We start from the raw sequence: 18,675 nt of genomic DNA on the forward strand, positions 1-18,675 counted from the left end.
GTGATCTCTATGTCTGAAACAAAAAATGAATTAGAAACCCTGCTGGAGAAGGCGGCTACTGAGCCCGCGCATCGTCCGGCATTTTTCCGTACTTTACTGGAGTCTACTGTCTGGGTTCCGGGCACCGCCGCCGAAGGCGAAGCGATTGTTGAAGACAGTGCGCTGGATTTGCAGCACTGGGAAAAAGAAGACGGCACCACGGTAATCCCGTTTTTCACCTCGCTTGAAGCATTGCAGCAGGCTGTGGAAGAGGAGCAGGCATTTGTGGTGATGCCAGTGCGTACCTTATTTGAAATGACGCTGGGTGAGACGCTTTTTCTCAATGCCAAACTGCCGACGGGCAAAGAGTTTATGCCGCGTGAAATCAGCCATTTGATCGGCGAAGAAGGCAATCCGCTGAGTACCCAGGAGGTACTGGAAGGGGGGGAGTCGTTAATTCTCTCTGAAGTGGCAGAACCGCCCGCGCAGATGATTGATTCGCTGACGACGCTGTTTAAAACCATTAAACCGGTAAAAAGAGCCTTCCTTTGTTCGATCAAAGACAGCGCAGAGGCACAGCCCAACCTGCTGATTGGTATCGAAGCGGATGGCGATATTGAGGAGATTATTCAGGCGGCGGGCAGCGTGGCGACCGACACGTTACCGGGCGATGAACCGATCGATATCTGCCAGGTAGTGAAAGGCGAGAAGGGGATCAGCCACTTTATTACTGAGCACATTGCGCCGTTCTACGAGCGTCGCTGGGGCGGGTTCCTGCGCGATTTTAAACAGAATCGGATTATCTGAAAAAGCAGGATGGCGCTGCGCTCATCAGGCCTGTAAGGTGCAATTCTGTTGGCCGGATAAGCGTTTAGCGCCATCCGGCATGGCAAACATTACGCAGGCTCTACCGGTAAATCGGCGCGAGCGCCCCATTCACTCCATGCTCCGTCATACAGTGCAACGTTCTGCACGCCGAGCGTCGTCAGTGCCAGAACCACAACGGCCGCCGTGACGCCTGAACCGCAACTTGCGATGATCGGTCTGTCAAAACTCACCCCGTGGCTGAAGAAAATAGTATCCAGCTCGTCAGTCGTTTTTAACTCGCCATCACGAACCAGTTCACTCCACGGAACGTTGAGTGCGCCAGGAACGTGACCACGTCTCAGGCCCGGGCGCGGTTCGTCGACTTCAGCATTGAATCGTGCGGCCGGGCGGGCATCGACAATCTGGGCGGTTTTTTCGTGGCTGGCCAGCAGGACATCGGTTAGACGCACGACCGCCTCTGGGGTGAATTTAACCTCAAACTCCCCTTCAGACCAGGCGGCTTCCCCTTCCTGCAACGGCAGTTCTTCACGCTGCCAGCCTGCCAGGCCTCCGGCAAGAATAGAGACATTTTCCACCCCGAAGGTGCGGAGCATCCACCACGCTCGCGGTGCAGAGAAGAGGTTGCCGTCGTCATAAACCACCAGATGTTTATCCTGAAAGACGCCCAGTTCGCGCATCGCGACGGCGAAAGCTTCCGGGCGCGGCATCATGTGCGGCAATGGCGAGGTATGGTCGGAGAGCGCTTCGATATCGAAAAAAACAGCCCCGGGAATATGCCCTGAACGGTATTCGTCCGCAACGTCACGGTCTTCTTGTCCAGGGGGAGCCATACGGGCGTCAATGATTTGTATTTCCGGGTCATCGATATGTTCGGCAAGCCAGTCGGCTGCAACAAACCAGGGGGTAGTCATAGGCGTCTCCATTTTTACCAGTGCTTTGGCAAATTGTCGGCCGTTTGCCGTAAAGGAACAAGTAAAAGAGGCGGATTTATCAGGCGGAGCCACATTTCTCACCCAAAAATCAGAATTCAGCCCCCTGATACAGACTTACACAACTGGAAATCTCGCGCATAATATCTTATCAACAGTGGCTAACGGGCCTGAGTGGCCAGGGATGAACAATGAAACACTTACGTGTAGCAGCCTGTTTGCTGATGGCGGCGCTGGCTGGATGCGACAACAGCGACAACGCAACGACAGCGGCAAAAAATGCCGCCCCTGCGCCGCAGGCGACAAAGGAAAAAAATGCTGCCCCTGCGAAACAAGCTGCCTCGGTGAAAGATCCCGCGCAGTTGCAGAAGCTGGTTCAGCAAAGTCAGGGGAAAGCGCTGACGCTGCTGGATGCATCGGAAGTCCAGGTGGATGGCGCGGCGGCGCTGGTGCTTACATTCTCGATCCCGTTAGATCCTGAGCAAGATTTTTCCCGTACCGTACATGTGGTTGATAAAAAAAGCGGCAAGATTGATGGTGGCTGGGAGCTTGCGCCAAATCTGAAAGAGTTGCGATTACGGCATATTGAGCCAAATCGGGATCTGATCGTGACCGTCGAACGCGATGTCAAAGCGTTGAATAAAGCCACGTTTGGCAGCGAATATGAGAAAACCATCACGACGCGGGATATTCAGCCGAGTGTTGGATTCGCCAGCCGCGGCTCGTTGCTGCCAGGGAAAGTGATTGAAGGCCTGCCGGTGATGGCGCTCAACGTGAACAATGTGGATGTTAATTTCTTTCGTGTAAAACCCGAGTCGCTGGCGGCGTTCGTCAGCCAGTGGGAATACCGTAACGCCCTGTCTAACTGGGAGTCCGACAATCTGCTAAAAATGGCGGATCTGGTCTATACCGGTCGCTTTGATCTGAATCCTGCGCGCAATACCCGTGAAAAACTCCTCTTGCCGTTAAGCGAGATTAAGCCATTACAGCAGGCTGGGGTCTATGTGGCGGTGATGAATCAGGCGGGCCAGTATAACTACAGCAATGCCGCTACGCTGTTTACGCTCAGCGACATCGGTGTTTCTGCGCACCGTTATCACAGCCGTCTCGACGTTTTTACCCAAAGCCTGGAGAACGGCGCCGCGCAACAGGGCATTGAGGTCGCTTTACTCAATGATAAGGGGCAAACGCTGGCGCAAGCGACCAGCGATGCACAGGGACATGTCCAACTGGAGACGGACAAAAACGCGGCGTTATTGCTGGCGAGAAAAGACGGACAAACCACGCTCCTGGATTTGAAATTGCCGGCGCTGGATCTGGCTGAATTTAATATTGCGGGCGCACCCGGTTACAGCAAACAGTTCTTTATGTTTGGTCCCCGCGATCTCTATCGTCCTGGCGAAACGGTGATCCTCAATGGGTTACTGCGTGACAGCGACGGCAACGCGTTACCCGATCAACCCGTCAAACTGGAAGTGGTGAAACCGGACGGTCAGGTGTTGCGTACGGTGGTGAGCCAGCCAGAAAACGGCTTGTATCGCTTTACCTATCCGCTGGACAGTGGCGCGGCGACCGGCATGTGGCACATCCGCGCGAACACCGGCGATAACCAGTCGCGGATGTGGGATTTCCACGTTGAAGACTTTATGCCCGAGCGGATGGCGCTCAACCTGACGGCACAAAAAACACCAATAGCCCCCGCCGATGAGGTGAAATTCTCGGTCGTCGGCTACTACCTGTATGGCGCACCGGCAAATGGTAATGCGTTGCAAGGGCAACTGTTTTTGCGCCCGCTGCGAGACGCAGTACCGGCGCTGCCGGGATTCCAGTTTGGCAATATTGCTGAGGAGAATCTCTCCCGTAGTCTCGATGAAGTTCAGCTCACGCTGGATGATACAGGTCGCGGTGAGGTGACTACGGCAAGCCAGTGGCAAGAGGCGCATTCGCCGTTGCAGGTGATCCTGCAGGCAAGCTTGCTGGAGTCGGGGGGACGCCCGGTGACGCGCCGTGCTGAACAGGCTATCTGGCCGGCGGAGGCGTTGCCAGGCATTCGCCCACAATTCGCCGCGAAAGCCGTGTATGACTACCGCACGGACACCACGGTGAATCAGCCGATTGTTGACGAAGGCAGCAATGCGGCTTTTGACATTGTCTATGCCGATGCGCAGGGTGCAAAAAAAGCGGTTTCAGGATTACAGGTGCGTTTGATTCGCGAGCGACGTGATTACTACTGGAACTGGTCAGAAAGCGAAGGCTGGGAATCACAGTTTGATCAAAAAGATCTGGTGGAAGGGGAGCAGTCTCTCGATCTTAACGCGGATGAAACCGGCAAAGTCAGCTTCCCCGTTGACTGGGGTTCCTATCGTCTGGAGGTGAAAGCACCAAACGACGTGGTCAGTAGCGTGAGATTCTGGGCCGGATACAGCTGGCAGGATAACAGCGATGGCAGCGGCGCTGCCCGTCCGGATCGTGTCACGCTGAAACTGGATAAACCGACCTATCGCCCTGGCGACACCCTCAAATTACATATCGCTGCACCTGCTGCGGGCAAAGGGTATGCGATGGTGGAATCGAGCGACGGTCCACTGTGGTGGAAAGAAATTGATGTCCCCGCCGGGGGGCTTGAACTTGCAATTCCGATCGATAAAACCTGGAATCGCCACGATGTATACCTGAGCGCGCTGGTGGTGCGCCCTGGCGATAAATCACGCTCAGCCACGCCGAAACGCGCTGTCGGGTTATTACATCTGCCGTTAGGGGACGAAACCCGCCGTCTGGATCTGAGCCTGGACACACCAGAAAAGATGCGACCCAATCAACCGCTGACCGTGAAAGTGAAAGCCAGCGTCAAACAGGGCGAGACGCCAAAGCAGGTTAATGTGCTGGTGTCTGCCGTGGACAGCGGAGTGCTGAATATTACGGACTACGTGACGCCGGATCCGTGGCAGGCGTTCTTCGGGCAAAAACGCTATGGCGCAGATATCTATGATATTTACGGCCAGGTAATTGAAGGTCAGGGGCGTCTGGCGGCGCTTCGCTTTGGCGGGGATGGCGACGCACTCAAACGCGGCGGTAAACCGCCGGTCAACCATGTGAACATTGTGGCGCAGCAGGCGCTGCCGGTGGCGCTCAATGAACAGGGTGAAGGCACGGTGACTCTGCCGATTGGTGATTTTAATGGTGAACTGCGGGTGATGGCGCAGGCGTGGACTACCGGAGATTTCGGCAGCAGTGAAAGCAAGGTGGTCGTTGCAGCACCGGTCATTGCGGAGCTGAACACCCCGCGCTTTATGGCTGCTGGCGATACCTCGCGTCTGACGCTGGACGTCACGAACCTGACTGACAAACCGCAAACGCTCAATATCGCGCTGACCGCTAGCGGATTACTCGAACTGGTGAGCCAACAGCCAGATCCCGTCAATCTGGCGCCGGGCGTCAGGACAACGTTGTTTATTCCCGTTCGTGCTCTTGAGGGCTTTGGCGATGGCGAATTACAGGCAACGATCAACGGAGTAAACCTGCCGGGTGAAACCATTGCTGCGCAGAATAAACAGTGGAAGATTGGGGTACGCCCTGCCTGGCCTGCCCAGACGGTAAACAGCGGCGTCACTCTGCAACCCGGAGAAACCTGGCGTGCGCCTGCGCAGAATCTGGAGAATTTCTCTCCGGCTACGCTACAGGGACAATTGCTGTTGAGCGGCAAACCGCCGCTGAATCTGGCGCGTTATATTCGTGAATTGAAAGCGTATCCGTATGGGTGTCTTGAGCAGACCGCCAGCGGCCTGTTCCCTTCACTTTATACCAATGCGGCACAACTGAAGGCGCTGGAGATTGCGGGCGATAGCGATGAAAAACGTCGTGCGGCGGTTGATATCGGTATTTCTCGTTTGTTGCAGATGCAGCGTGATAACGGCGGTTTTGCTCTGTGGGATAAAAACGGTCCGGAAGAGTATTGGCTGACGGCCTATGCGATGGACTTCCTCGTGCGCGCTGGCGAGCAAGGGTATAGCGTGCCAACGGAGGCCGTTAACCGTGGCAATGAACGCCTGCTTCGTTATCTGCAGGACCCGGGCATGATGTCGATCCGCTATAGCGATGATACTCCGGCCAGCAAATTTGCGGTGCAGGCGTACGCTGCGCTGGTACTGGCACGCCAGCAAAAAGCGCCGTTGGGCGCGTTGCGTGAGATCTGGGAACGTCATGCTCAGGCTGCATCAGGCTTACCCCTGTTGCAATTGGGTATTGCGCTGAAAAACATGGGCGATGCCACTCGCAGTGAGCAAGCGTTGACGCTGGCACTCAATACACCGCGGCGTGATACGCAGCAGTGGATGGCGGATTACGGCAGTTCGCTGCGCGATAACGCGCTGATGTTGTCGCTGCTGGAGGAGAATAAACTCAAACCGGATGTGCAAAATACCTTGCTGAACACCTTGTCTGAGCAGGCATTCGGTCAGCGCTGGCTTTCCACTCAGGAAAGTAATGCCCTGTTCCTTGCCGCGCGAACCTTGCAGGATTTGCCGGGGAACTGGCAGGCACAGACGTCGCTTTCAGAGCAGCCGCTTGCGGGCACGAACGCGCAAACGCGTAATCTTGATGCTGACCAGTTATCGACTCTTGCCGTCACCAACAGTGGCGATCAACCGCTGTGGCTGCGTCTGGACAGCAGCGGTTATCCGAATTCTGCCCCTGCGTCGACAAGTCAGGTTCTGCAAATTGAACGCCAGATCCTGGGGACCGACGGGCAGCGTAAATCGCTCTCGTCACTGCGCAGCGGCGAACTGGTGCTGGTTTCGTTGACGGTGAAAGCCAGCCAGAATGTACCCGATGCTCTGGTCGTGGATTTATTACCTGCCGGGCTTGAACTGGAAAACCAGAATCTGGCGAACGGCAGCGCCAGCCTGCAGGACAGCGGTAGCGCGGTGCAGAATCTGTTGAGCCAGATGCAGCAGGCGGATATCCAACATCTGGAATTCAGAGACGACCGCTTTGTTGCTGCCGTCGCGGTAAATGAAGGACAGCCCGTGACGCTGGTCTACCTCGCGCGAGCGGTGACGCCGGGGACTTATCAGGTGCCGGTTCCGCAGGTGGAATCAATGTATGTTCCACAGTGGCGGGCGACCGGGACAACCGAAGGGCTTATGATTGTCACACCGTAAATGATGGGTTTTCGAGGAAAACGCGGCTATTGGATTGGGCTGATAGCCGCCCCCCTGTTCATTCTCTTTTTGGTATGGGGTGCAGATAAAATCTGGCCGCTACCGCTCAGAGAGGTGAATCCTGCACGGGTGGTGGTGGCGCATGACGGCGTACCGCTTTGGCGTTTTGCCGATGCGGACGGTATCTGGCGTTATCCGGTGACGATCGAAGAGGTGTCGCCCCGATATCTGGAAGCGCTCATCAATTATGAAGATCGCTGGTTCTGGAAGCATCCGGGGGTAAACCCGTTTTCAGTATTACGCGCTGCCTGGCAGGATCTCTCCTCCGGGCGCGTGGTGTCTGGCGGCAGTACGCTCACCATGCAGGTCGCAAGATTGCTTGATCCCCATCCGCGCACATTCGGTGGCAAATTTCGTCAGCTTTGGCGCGCACTTCAGCTTGAATGGCATCTCTCCAAACGCGATATTTTGACGTTGTATCTTAACCGCGCGCCCTTTGGGGGAACGCTGCAAGGCATTGGCGCAGCAAGCTGGGTCTATCTCGGCAAACCGCCAGGACAACTGAGCTACTCAGAAGCAGCATTGCTGGCCGTTTTACCGCAGGCACCCAGTCGTTTGCGCCCCGATCGCTGGCCGGAGCGCGCACAAGCGGCGCGAAATAAAGTGCTGGAACGGATGGCGACTCAGGCCATCTGGTCGGTAAAAATCGTGCAGGAATCCCGTGAAGAACCTGTCTGGCTGTCGCCCCGGAAAATGCCGCAGCTGGCGCCGCTTTTTTCGCGCATGATGCTCGGGAAAAGCAAAAGCGACAAAATCGTAACCACGCTGGATGCGGGATTACAGTATCAACTGGAAGAGCTTGCCCAGACCTGGAAAAGCAGGCTTCCCGCCCGCAGTTCACTGGCGATGATCGTTGTTGATCACACGGATATGAGCGTGCGCGGCTGGGTGGGATCGGTGGACCTGAACGACGACAGTCGTTTTGGTCATGTCAATATGGTCAATGCTATCCGATCGCCGGGATCGCTGCTCAAACCGTTTGTTTACGGTCTGGCGCTGGATGAAGGGCTGATCCATCCGGCGTCATTATTACAGGACGTCCCGCGCCGTACCGGTGATTATCGTCCGGGGAATTTTGACAGTGGCTTTCATGGTCCGGTCAGCATGAGCGAGGCGTTGGTGCGTTCGCTGAATTTACCCGCGGTACAAGTGCTGGAGGCGTATGGGCCAAAACGTTTTGCCGCCAAACTTCGCAATGTGGGGTTGCCGCTCTATTTACCTGCCGGGGCAGCCCCCAATCTTTCACTGATTCTGGGGGGCGCAGGGGCGAAGCTGGATGAGATGACCGCAGCCTGGAGCGCTTTTGCGCGTCATGGCAAAGCCGGTACTTTGCGGCTTCAGCCTGACGACCCGTTACAAGAACGCCCGCTGATGTCGCCCGGCGCGGCGTGGATTATCCGGCGAATTATGGCGGATGAGGCGCAGCCTTTACCGGATAATTCGCTGCCGAGGATTGCGCCGCTGGCATGGAAAACCGGCACCAGCTATGGCTATCGTGATGCCTGGGCAATCGGACTTAATGCGCGCTATATCATTGGAGTCTGGACGGGCAGGCCAGACGGCACGCCAGTTGTGGGACAGTTTGGATTCGCAAGCGCCGTCCCGTTACTAAATCAGGTGAACAATATTTTGCAGGCGCGGACAACTGTTCAGCCTGAAGATCCGCGCCCGCCATCGGTCAGTCAGGGCGTGATTTGTTGGCCTGGGGGACAATCACTTCCCGCTACAGAGCCGAACTGCCGCCGCCGACTGGCGACATGGCTACTGGAGGGCAGCCAACCGCCAACGTTGTTGCTACCTGAACAGGAAGGGATAAACGGTATCCATTTTCCGGTCTGGCTGGATGACTCGGGAAAACGTGTCGCGGCTGACTGCCCGCAGGCACGCGAGCAAACGCTGATTGTATGGCCGTTACCGCTTGAACCCTGGCTTCCAGCCTCCGAGCGCCGCGCATCGCGGCTTCCGCCGGTTTCAACCACCTGTCCGCCGTTGGGGCAGGGGGCGCTTTTACCCCTCCAGTTGACAGGGGTTCTCGACGGCGCGATTCTGAGGTGCTTACCCGGAACGCCAGAAGCCTCTTTACCGATCCAAACCCGTGGTGGAACAGAAGCGCGTTGGTGGTTTTTGAATGGTGAACGGCTGCAAGAGCGCGGGCGGAATATCACGTTACGCATTGCGGAAAAAGGGGAGTATCAGCTCCTGGTGATGGATGATGCGGGGCAGGTGGCGACAGTGAGATTTACTTTGCAGTAGCCGGAAAGTAGACCAGATTGCGTAGAATTGTTGCTAATGCTCGTTTTATTTTAAAAAAATGTTACCTCTGTCAATGGTCAATTGGCTGGAGGGCCATTATAATCCGCGCCAGGTCGTACATGCGTATATAAACCCTGGCGGGTATACAACAACAGAACATATTCAGAGGTAATCATGGCTATTGAACGTACTTTTTCCATCATCAAACCAAACGCGGTGGCAAAAAACGTTATTGGCAACATCTTTGCGCGCTTTGAAGCAGCAGGGTTTAAAATTGTCGGTACTAAAATGTTGCACCTGACCGTTGAGCAGGCGCGTGGATTCTATGCAGAGCACGACGGTAAACCTTTCTTCGACGGCCTGGTAGAGTTCATGACCTCTGGCCCGATCGTCGTTTCCGTACTGGAAAGTGAAAACGCCGTTCAGCGTCATCGCGACCTGCTGGGGGCAACCAACCCGGCTAATGCGCTGGCAGGCACCCTGCGTGCTGACTACGCTGACAGCTTCACCGAAAACGGCACCCACGGTTCTGATTCCGCTGAGTCTGCTGCACGTGAAATCGCCTATTTCTTTGGCGAAGGCGAAGTGTGCCCGCGTACTCGCTAATCGAGCACGCTTTTACACATTATTTTCGCTAATGTCTCGCGCAAGCGTGGCATCCTTGCGATAGAATTTGTACAATGCAGCGCCCCCGGACGAGCACCGCTCACCGGGGCGTTTCTTTTTTCAACCCTCCAGGGGCCATAACGTGTAATAACGAGGCCGGAATCGATTATGTCTGAACAAATTGTCACGTCTGAAAGCATCACCCCAGTAGTCCCTAATAAAGAGGGTAAAATTAATCTGTTGGATCTCAACCGCCAGCAGATGCGCGAGTTTTTTAAAGAATTAGGTGAAAAGCCCTTCCGCGCCGACCAGGTGATGAAGTGGATGTACCACTATTGCAGCGATGACTTTGATGATATGACCGATATCAACAAGGTATTGCGTGGTAAGCTGAAAGAGGTGGCGGAAATCCGCGCGCCAGAGGTGGTTGAAGAGCAGCGTTCATCTGACGGCACCATCAAATGGGCGATTGCGGTTGGCGATCAGCGTGTTGAAACGGTCTACATCCCGGAAGACGATCGCGCCACCCTGTGCGTCTCTTCACAGGTGGGTTGTGCGCTGGAGTGTAAATTCTGCTCAACCGCGCAGCAAGGCTTTAACCGTAACCTGCGCGTGTCGGAAATTATCGGCCAGGTGTGGCGGGCGGCGAAGATTGTCGGTGCTGCGAAAGTCACCGGGCAACGTCCTATCACCAATGTGGTGATGATGGGGATGGGCGAGCCATTACTCAACCTGACCAACGTCGTTCCTGCTATGGAAATCATGCTGGATGATTTCGGATTCGGTTTATCAAAGCGTCGCGTTACCCTGTCCACCTCCGGTGTTGTACCCGCGTTGGACAAACTGGGTGATATGATTGACGTTGCGCTGGCAATTTCCCTGCATGCGCCGAACGATGAAATTCGTGATGAAATCGTTCCTATCAACAAAAAGTACAATATCGAAACGTTCCTGAGCTCAGTTCGTCGCTATCTGGAGAAATCCAATGCGAACCAGGGGCGCGTCACGATTGAGTATGTCATGCTCGATCATGTTAACGACGGCACTGAACATGCGCATCAACTGGCGGAATTGCTGAAAGATACGCCGTGCAAGATTAACCTGATTCCGTGGAACCCGTTCCCGGGCGCACCGTATGGACGCAGTTCAAACAGCCGGATTGACCGTTTCTCCAAGGTGTTGATGGGCTACGGCTTCACCACCATCGTGCGTAAAACCCGCGGTGATGATATTGATGCAGCCTGCGGCCAGTTGGCGGGTGACGTGATTGACCGTACTAAACGCACTCTGCGTAAGCGCATGCAGGGTGAGGCAATCGACATTAAAGCGGTTTGATGTTAGTTACGCTGCGGTATAATTAATCTACCGCAGCACTAAGGTAAGCTATTTTGAGGGTATTGCTATATCTCTCAGGTCAATATTAACGGTGCGTTTTTGTCGACTTTAGGGCAGTATGTAGCGGTGCAACAATAGTTTAGCCTTAGGCTTTAGCTGTTTTGTCATGAGTAACCTGACAGTCTTATACTGTCCGACTAAGGTTAACTGACCTGATGTTTCGCGGTGCGGGTGGGCATTGTGGCTCGCCGGCACCTGAACCCTTATTTACACGTACCTGCAGCTGTAGCGAATGAATACTGAAGCCACGCACGACCAAAATGAAGCACAAACCACCGGCGTTCGTCTGCGCAATGCCCGTGAACAACTCGGACTCAGCCAGCAGGCAGTCGCGGAGCGACTTTGCCTGAAGGTTTCCACGGTACGCGACATTGAAGAAGATAAGGCGCCAGCCGATCTCGCTTCAACGTTCCTGCGCGGGTATATCCGTTCTTACGCACGTCTGGTGCATATTCCTGAAGAAGAGCTGCTGCCAGGGCTGGAAAAGCAGGCACCGATTCGACCGGGCAAAGTCGCCCCGATGCAAAGTTTTTCTCTCGGCAAGCGTCGTAAAAAACGCGATGGCTGGTTGATGACGTTCACTTGGCTGATTCTGTTTGTGGTCGTTGGCCTGACGGGTGCCTGGTGGTGGCAAAATCACAAGGCGCAGCAGGAAGAGATCACCACGATGGCCGATCAATCCACCGCTGAGCTGAACGCCAGTAACGAGAGCTCGCAGAGCGTGCCGCTGGATACCAGCGCGACGGCAAGCCAGAATAACGCACAAGCGCCTGCGGACGCCGCGAATACGGCAGCGACAACTGAGCAGCAGGCGGCGGAAGCGACATCTGCTGCGCCGACGGCAGATGCGCAACAAAATGCGGTTGTTGCTCCTTCTCAGGCTAACGTTGATACCGCAACGACGGCTCCTGCTGTTGCTCCAGTCGCCCCGGGTGCGCCATTGCCGGCTGACCAGGCTGGTGTAACGACGCCTGCGGTTGATCCCAATGCGCTGGTCATGAACTTCACTGCCGATTGCTGGTTAGAAGTGACTGATGCAACAGGTAAAAAGTTGTTTAGCGGTATGCAGCGTAAAGATGGCAATTTAAACTTAACGGGCCAGGCGCCTTACAAGCTTAAAATTGGTGCTCCGGCCGCGGTACAGATCCAGTATCAAGGAAAGCCTGTCGATCTTAGCCGTTTTATCAGAACTAACCAGGTTGCACGTCTGACCGTTAATGCCGAACAATCACCGGCTCAGTAACAGACGGGCAATGCGGGAGATTTTTCATGCATAACCAGGCCCCAATTCAACGTAGAAAGTCGAAACGTATTTACGTTGGGAATGTGCCGATTGGCGATGGTGCTCCCATCGCCGTACAATCTATGACCAATACGCGTACCACAGATGTGGCGGCGACGGTCAATCAAATCAAAGCGCTTGAACGCGTTGGCGCCGATATTGTTCGTGTCTCTGTACCGACGATGGATGCTGCCGAAGCGTTTAAACTGATCAAACAGCAGGTCAACGTACCTCTGGTTGCCGATATCCATTTTGACTATCGCATTGCGCTAAAAGTGGCGGAGTACGGTGTCGATTGTTTGCGGATTAATCCAGGCAATATTGGCAGTGAAGAGCGTATTCGCATGGTGGTGGATTGCGCTCGCGACAAAAACATCCCGATCCGCATCGGCGTTAACGCCGGATCGCTGGAAAAAGATCTCCAGGAAAAATACGGTGAACCGACACCGCAAGCGTTGCTGGAATCCGCAATGCGCCATGTGGATCATCTCGATCGTCTCAATTTTGACCAGTTTAAAGTCAGCGTTAAAGCCTCCGATGTCTTTTTGGCGGTTGAATCCTATCGTTTGCTGGCGCGCCAAATCGAACAACCCTTGCATCTCGGGATCACCGAGGCGGGCGGCGCGCGCAGTGGCGCAGTGAAATCCGCGATTGGTTTGGGGTTACTGCTGTCGGAAGGGATTGGCGATACGCTGCGCGTCTCGCTGGCTGCCGATCCGCTGGAAGAGATCAAAGTCGGTTTCGATATTCTGAAATCGCTGCGTATTCGTGCCCGCGGGATCAACTTTATCGCGTGTCCAACCTGTTCTCGCCAGGAGTTCGACGTCATCGGTACGGTGAACGCGCTGGAACAACGTCTGGAAGATATCATTACGCCAATGGACGTTTCGATTATCGGCTGCGTTGTCAACGGACCGGGCGAAGCGCTGGTTTCTACGTTGGGTGTGACGGGCGGTAACAAGAAAAGCGGCCTCTACGAAGACGGTGTGCGTAAAGACCGTCTCGACAACGACGATATGATCACGCAGCTTGAAGCCCGCATTCGTGCGAAAGCCAGCATCCTGGATGAAGCGCGTCGAATTGACGTGCAGCAGGTTGAAAAATAATAACGTGATGGGAAGCGGCGTGCTTCCCGTGTATGATTGAACCCGCATGGCTCCCGCACCGTTTGGGGAAGCGCTGAGGGTTCATTTTTATATTCAGAAAGAGAATAAACGTGGCAAAAAACATTCAAGCCATTCGCGGCATGAACGATTATCTGCCTGGCGAAACCGCCATCTGGCAGCGCATTGAAGGCACACTCAAAAACGTGCTCGGCAGCTACGGTTACAGTGAAATCCGCTTGCCGATTGTAGAGCAGACCCCGTTATTCAAACGCGCGATCGGTGAAGTTACTGACGTGGTTGAAAAAGAGATGTACACCTTTGAGGACCGTAACGGCGATAGCCTGACATTGCGTCCCGAAGGGACGGCGGGCTGTGTACGCGCCGGCATCGAACATGGTCTCCTGTACAATCAGGAACAGCGTCTGTGGTATATCGGGCCGATGTTCCGCCACGAACGTCCACAGAAAGGACGTTATCGTCAATTCCATCAGCTGGGTGTCGAAGTGTTTGGCCTGCAAGGCCCGGACATTGATGCCGAGTTGATCCTGCTCACTGCGCGCTGGTGGCGTGCGCTGGGTATTTCTGAGCATGTCAGCCTTGAGCTGAACTCTATCGGTTCACTTGAAGCTCGTGCTAACTATCGTGATGCGCTGGTTGCCTTCCTCGAACAGCATAAAGAGAAGCTGGACGAAGACTGCAAACGCCGTATGTACACCAATCCGTTGCGTGTTCTGGATTCCAAAAATCCGGAAGTGCAGGCGTTGCTCAACGACGCCCCGGCGCTGGGTGATTATCTGGACGACGACTCACGCGAACACTTCACGGGTCTGTGCAAGTTGCTTGAAGCAGCAGGTATAGCCTACACCGTCAACCAGCGTCTGGTGCGCGGTCTCGACTACTACAACCGCACCGTCTTTGAATGGGTCACCAACAGCCTGGGCTCGCAAGGCACCGTATGTGCGGGTGGTCGTTATGACGGTCTGGTGGAGCAACTTGGCGGTCGCGCAGCCCCGGCAGTCGGTTTTGCCATGGGTCTCGAACGACTTGTTTTGCTTGTTCAGGCAGTTAATCCGGAATTTAACGTCGATCCTGTTGTCGATATATACCTGGTCGCTTCAGGCGTTGATACGCAGTCTGCTGCAATGATCTTCGCTGAACGTCTGCGTGATGAAATCCCAGGCGTAAAACTGATGACAAACCACGGTGGCGGCAACTTTAAAAAACAGTTTGCCCGTGCCGACAAATGGGGCGCCAGCGTTGCATTGGTGCTGGGTGAGACTGAAGTGGCCGACGGTACTGTGGTTGTGAAGGATTTGCGCTCTGGTGAGCAAACGACAGTCGCGCAGGATAGCGTTGCCGCACATTTGCGCACTTTGACTCGTTAAGGAGAAGGACAGCGTGGAAATTTACGAGAACGAAAACGATCAGATTGATGCGATCAAACGTTTCTTTGCTGAGAACGGTAAAGCGCTGGTTGTTGGGGTTATTTTAGGGGTTGGTGCGCTGGTTGGTTGGCGCTACTGGACCAGCCATCAGACAGAGTCAGCACGTTCTGCTTCTCTGGCCTATCAAAATGCGGTAACCGCAGTGAGTGCGGGCAAACCGGAGAGCCTTCCTGCTGCGGAGAAATTTGCTGCAGAAAACAAAAATACTTACGGCGCGCTGGCCTCTATGGAACTGGCGCAGCAGTTTGTTGATAAAAATGAACTTGAGAAAGCCGCTGCCCAGTTACAACAGGGGTTGACGGCCACCAGCGATGAGAATCTCAAAGCGGTGATCAATCTGCGTCTGGCCCGCGTTCAGATGCAACTCAAGCAAGCGGATACTGCGCTGAAAACGCTCGACACCATCAAAGGTGAAGGGTGGGCAGCCATTGTAGCCGATTTGCGTGGGGAAGCATTGCTGAGTAAAGGTGATAAACAAGGCGCGCGTAGCGCATGGGAAGCTGGCGTGAAGAGCGACGCTACCCCAGCGCTGAGCGAAATGATGCAGATGAAAATCAATAATTTGTCCATCTGAGAGGGACCCGATGCAATTGCGTAAATTACTTCTGCCAGGGCTGCTTTCCGTGAGCCTGGTGAGCGGCTGTTCACTGTTTAGTGGCGAAGAAGATATCGTTAAGATGTCCCCGTTACCTGTAGTTGAAAATCAGTTTCAACCGTCTACGGCCTGGAGCACCTCTGTAGGCAACGGTATTGGTGATTTCTATTCCAATCTTCATCCTGCTCTGGCGGATAACGTCGTCTATGCAGCCGATCGTGCTGGCGTTGTTAAGGCACTGAATGCAGACGATGGCAAAGAGGTCTGGTCTGTTAATCTGGGAGAGAAAGACGGGTGGTTCTCCAGAGCCTCTGCGCAACTCTCTGGCGGTGTGACCGTTTCTGGCGGCCATGTTTATATCGGCAGCGAAAAAGCGCAGGTGTATGCCTTGAATACCAGCGACGGTACGCCAGCATGGCAGACGAAAGTCGCCGGTGAAGCGTTGTCCCGTCCGGTGGTCAGTGATGGCGTGGTGCTGATTCATACCAGCAACGGTCAACTCCAGGCGTTAAACGAGGCTGATGGTGCTATCAAATGGACCGTTAACCTTGATATGCCGTCGCTCTCTCTGCGTGGCGAGTCTGCCCCAGCGACCGCTTATGGCGCTGCGATTGTGGGTGGCGATAATGGCCGTGTAAGTGCGGTACTGATGCAGCAGGGCCAGATGATTTGGCAGCAGCGTATTTCGCAAACTACAGGGACGACTGAAATTGACCGCCTGAGCGACGTTGATACGACGCCGGTCATCGTCAATGGAGTCGTTTACGCGCTGGCTTATAATGGTAACCTGACGGCGCTTGATCTGCGCAGCGGTCAGATTATGTGGAAACGCGAGCTGGGTTCGGTGAATGACTTTATCGTCGACGGCAACCGTATTTACCTCGTTGACCAGAATGACCGTGTCATGGCGTTGACCACTGACGGTGGCGTAACCCTGTGGACGCAAAGCGATCTCCTGCACCGTCTGCTGACCTCACCAGCGCTGTATAATGGCAACTTAGTGGTCGGCGATAGCGAAGGCTATCTGCACTGGCTCAACGTTGAAGATGGTCGTTTCGTGGCTCAGCAAAAAGTAGACGGCTCCGGTTTATTGACCGAACCGGTATCGGCTGATGGTAAACTGCTGCTCCAGGCAAAAGACGGCACGGTGTATTCAATTACGCGTTAACCGTCACGGCCGCTCGCTTTGAAAAACGGCTCCTGGTGCAGGGGCCGTTTTACTGTTTTTAACAACGGCATAAAATGTGCGCGTTGTCTGATGATTTTTTAAATGAGGCTTTAAACATGGTACCTGTGGTCGCGCTTGTCGGGCGCCCTAACGTCGGAAAATCCACGTTATTTAACCGTCTAACTCGCACCCGAGATGCGCTGGTTGCGGATTTCCCGGGTCTGACTCGTGACCGTAAGTACGGTCGTGCGGAAGTTGAAGGCCGCGAGTTTATCTGCATTGATACCGGTGGTATTGATGGCACTGAAGACGGCGTAGAAACGCGAATGGCGGAACAGTCGCTGCTGGCGATTGAAGAGGCCGATGTGGTGTTGTTCATGGTTGATGCGCGAGCAGGGCTGATGCCAGCCGATGAAGCCATCGCCCAGCATCTGCGTTCTCGCCAGAAACCGACGTTCCTCGTTGCCAACAAAACTGACGGACTTGATCCTGACCAGGCGATCGTCGATTTCTATTCACTGGGTTTAGGTGAAATCCACCCGATTGCAGCATCTCATGGGCGTGGTGTACTGAGCCTGCTGGAACACGTGCTGCTGCCGTGGATGGATGATGTTGCTCCGCAGGAAGAAGTCGATGAAGACGCGGAGTATTGGGCAAAGCTTGCAGCCGAAGAAAACGGTGAAGAAGAGCCGGAAGATGATTTCAACCCGCAAGACTTGCCGATCAAGCTGGCTATCGTTGGCCGCCCGAACGTAGGTAAGTCTACACTCACTAACCGTATTTTGGGTGAAGATCGTGTTGTCGTTTATGACATGCCGGGCACGACGCGTGACAGCATCTATATCCCAATGGAGCGCGACGAGCGTGAGTATGTACTGATTGATACTGCGGGTGTTCGCAAACGCGGTAAAATCACTGACGCGGTAGAAAAATTCTCCGTTATCAAGACGTTGCAGGCGATTGAAGACGCCAACGTGGTGATGCTGGTGATTGACGCTCGCGAAGGTATTTCCGATCAGGATCTGTCGCTGCTGGGCTTCATCCTCAATAGTGGGCGCTCACTTGTTATTGTGGTGAACAAATGGGATGGCCTGAGCCAGGAAGTTAGAGAGCAGGTAAAAGAGACGCTGGACTTCCGTCTGGGCTTTATCGACTTTGCCCGCGTACACTTTATTTCTGCCTTGCACGGCAGCGGTGTAGGCAACCTGTTTGAATCTATCCGTGAGGCTTATGACAGCTCAACGCGTCGCGTGAGCACGGCGATGCTGACCCGTATCATGACGATGGCGGCAGAAGATCACCAGCCGCCGCTGGTGCGTGGTCGTCGCGTGAAGTTGAAATATGCCCATGCCGGTGGTTATAACCCGCCAATCGTGGTGATCCACGGTAACCAGGTGAAAGATTTACCGGACTCCTACAAGCGTTATCTGATGAACTACTTCCGTAAGTCGCTGGAAGTGATGGGGACGCCGATCCGCATTCAGTTTAAGGAAGGGGAAAACCCGTATGCCAACAAACGCAATACGCTGACCCCAACCCAGATGCGTAAGCGTAAGCGTCTGATCAAGCACATCAAGAAAAGTAAGTAATCTGCTCACCCTCTCCGTTCCGGGGAGGGTGTCATCAACAGGATTGTGAGGAGGATGTATGGAACTCATTTGTCCCGTCTGTCACCAGGCACTGGAACGCAATGGCGAAACAGCGCACTGTGCGTCATGTGAAAAAGATTTCAAACTGGAAGCACGCTGCCCGGATTGCCATCAGCCCCTGCAGGTTTTAAAAGCCTGTGGCGCGGTGGATTATTTTTGCCAGAATGGTCACGGTCTTATTTCAAAAAAGCGGGTTGAGTTCGTTATTAATAACGAATAAC

Annotated in this window: 13 protein-coding genes; 12 read left to right on the forward strand and 1 reads right to left on the reverse strand. The window is 54.5% G+C overall.

Annotated elements, in window-relative coordinates; translation table 11 throughout:
• Window positions 1–9: 9 nt before the first annotated feature.
• Entirely contained in the window at window positions 10–786 is a 777-nt protein-coding gene (gene sseB / locus JM656_RS06130) for an enhanced serine sensitivity protein SseB (RefSeq protein ID WP_192613072.1), read from the forward strand.
• A gap of 89 nt (window positions 787–875) precedes the next feature.
• Here sseB and sseA read toward each other — a convergent pair whose 3' ends face one another.
• Entirely contained in the window at window positions 876–1,718 is an 843-nt protein-coding gene (gene sseA / locus JM656_RS06135) for a 3-mercaptopyruvate sulfurtransferase (RefSeq protein ID WP_203360413.1), read from the reverse strand.
• A gap of 209 nt (window positions 1,719–1,927) precedes the next feature.
• On the opposite strand from sseA, the gene JM656_RS06140 reads away from it, so the two are divergent.
• The 11 genes from JM656_RS06140 to JM656_RS06190 all read left to right on the forward strand — a co-directional run bounded on the left by JM656_RS06140 (window position 1,928) and on the right by JM656_RS06190 (window position 18,674).
• The gene (locus JM656_RS06140) at window positions 1,928–6,895 is read left to right on the forward strand and encodes an alpha-2-macroglobulin (protein ID WP_203360414.1); all 4,968 of its coding nucleotides are present in this window, start codon (window positions 1,928–1,930) and stop codon (window positions 6,893–6,895) included.
• Window positions 6,896–9,208, forward strand: a complete 2,313-nt coding sequence (pbpC, locus tag JM656_RS06145) for a peptidoglycan glycosyltransferase PbpC (RefSeq protein ID WP_203360415.1) — start codon at window positions 6,896–6,898, stop codon at window positions 9,206–9,208.
• 174 nt (window positions 9,209–9,382) lie between these two features.
• A complete protein-coding gene (gene ndk, locus JM656_RS06150; RefSeq protein ID WP_162379108.1) occupies window positions 9,383–9,814 on the forward strand; it encodes a nucleoside-diphosphate kinase in 432 nt (143 codons plus the stop codon).
• Window positions 9,815–9,982: 168 nt separating this feature from the next.
• A complete protein-coding gene (locus tag JM656_RS06155) occupies window positions 9,983–11,149 on the forward strand; it encodes a bifunctional tRNA (adenosine(37)-C2)-methyltransferase TrmG/ribosomal RNA large subunit methyltransferase RlmN (protein ID WP_203360416.1) in 1,167 nt (388 codons plus the stop codon).
• A gap of 292 nt (window positions 11,150–11,441) precedes the next feature.
• Window positions 11,442–12,452 carry a cytoskeleton protein RodZ gene (gene rodZ / locus JM656_RS06160; protein ID WP_203360417.1) on the forward strand — a complete coding sequence of 337 codons (1,011 nt, stop codon included), beginning with the start codon at window positions 11,442–11,444 and terminating at the stop codon, window positions 12,450–12,452.
• Window positions 12,453–12,478: 26 nt separating this feature from the next.
• Window positions 12,479–13,597 (forward strand): flavodoxin-dependent (E)-4-hydroxy-3-methylbut-2-enyl-diphosphate synthase, encoded by a 1,119-nt coding sequence (gene ispG / locus JM656_RS06165; RefSeq protein WP_203360418.1) that lies wholly within the window; start codon window positions 12,479–12,481, stop codon window positions 13,595–13,597.
• Between the two features lie 110 nt (window positions 13,598–13,707).
• The gene (gene hisS, locus JM656_RS06170; protein ID WP_203360419.1) at window positions 13,708–14,982 is read left to right on the forward strand and encodes a histidine--tRNA ligase; all 1,275 of its coding nucleotides are present in this window, start codon (window positions 13,708–13,710) and stop codon (window positions 14,980–14,982) included.
• Between the two features lie 13 nt (window positions 14,983–14,995).
• Entirely contained in the window at window positions 14,996–15,616 is a 621-nt protein-coding gene (locus tag JM656_RS06175) for a YfgM family protein (RefSeq protein ID WP_203360420.1), read from the forward strand.
• Between the two features lie 10 nt (window positions 15,617–15,626).
• Window positions 15,627–16,805 (forward strand): outer membrane protein assembly factor BamB, encoded by a 1,179-nt coding sequence (gene bamB, locus JM656_RS06180; protein ID WP_203360421.1) that lies wholly within the window; start codon window positions 15,627–15,629, stop codon window positions 16,803–16,805.
• Window positions 16,806–16,921: 116 nt separating this feature from the next.
• Complete coding sequence (der, locus tag JM656_RS06185; RefSeq protein ID WP_192613062.1) at window positions 16,922–18,394, forward strand: ribosome biogenesis GTPase Der; 1,473 nt, start codon at window positions 16,922–16,924, stop codon at window positions 18,392–18,394.
• 58 nt (window positions 18,395–18,452) lie between these two features.
• Window positions 18,453–18,674, forward strand: a complete 222-nt coding sequence (locus JM656_RS06190; RefSeq protein WP_203360422.1) for a zinc ribbon domain-containing protein — start codon at window positions 18,453–18,455, stop codon at window positions 18,672–18,674.
• Window position 18,675 lies beyond the last annotated feature (1 nt).

Source organism: Citrobacter sp. R56 (assembly GCF_016811995.1).
GTDB classification, from domain to species: domain Bacteria; phylum Pseudomonadota; class Gammaproteobacteria; order Enterobacterales; family Enterobacteriaceae; genus Citrobacter_D; species Citrobacter_D enshiensis.

Coding starts and splice junctions, on each gene's coding strand:
- sseB (WP_192613072.1), top strand. CDS start 10: ATGTCTGAAACAAAAAATGAATTAGAAACCCTGCTGGAGAAGGCGGCT.
- sseA (WP_203360413.1), bottom strand. CDS start 1,718: ATGACTACCCCCTGGTTTGTTGCAGCCGACTGGCTTGCCGAACATATC.
- JM656_RS06140 (WP_203360414.1), top strand. CDS start 1,928: ATGAAACACTTACGTGTAGCAGCCTGTTTGCTGATGGCGGCGCTGGCT.
- pbpC (WP_203360415.1), top strand. CDS start 6,896: ATGATGGGTTTTCGAGGAAAACGCGGCTATTGGATTGGGCTGATAGCC.
- ndk (WP_162379108.1), top strand. CDS start 9,383: ATGGCTATTGAACGTACTTTTTCCATCATCAAACCAAACGCGGTGGCA.
- JM656_RS06155 (WP_203360416.1), top strand. CDS start 9,983: ATGTCTGAACAAATTGTCACGTCTGAAAGCATCACCCCAGTAGTCCCT.
- rodZ (WP_203360417.1), top strand. CDS start 11,442: ATGAATACTGAAGCCACGCACGACCAAAATGAAGCACAAACCACCGGC.
- ispG (WP_203360418.1), top strand. CDS start 12,479: ATGCATAACCAGGCCCCAATTCAACGTAGAAAGTCGAAACGTATTTAC.
- bamB (WP_203360421.1), top strand. CDS start 15,627: ATGCAATTGCGTAAATTACTTCTGCCAGGGCTGCTTTCCGTGAGCCTG.
- der (WP_192613062.1), top strand. CDS start 16,922: ATGGTACCTGTGGTCGCGCTTGTCGGGCGCCCTAACGTCGGAAAATCC.
- JM656_RS06190 (WP_203360422.1), top strand. CDS start 18,453: ATGGAACTCATTTGTCCCGTCTGTCACCAGGCACTGGAACGCAATGGC.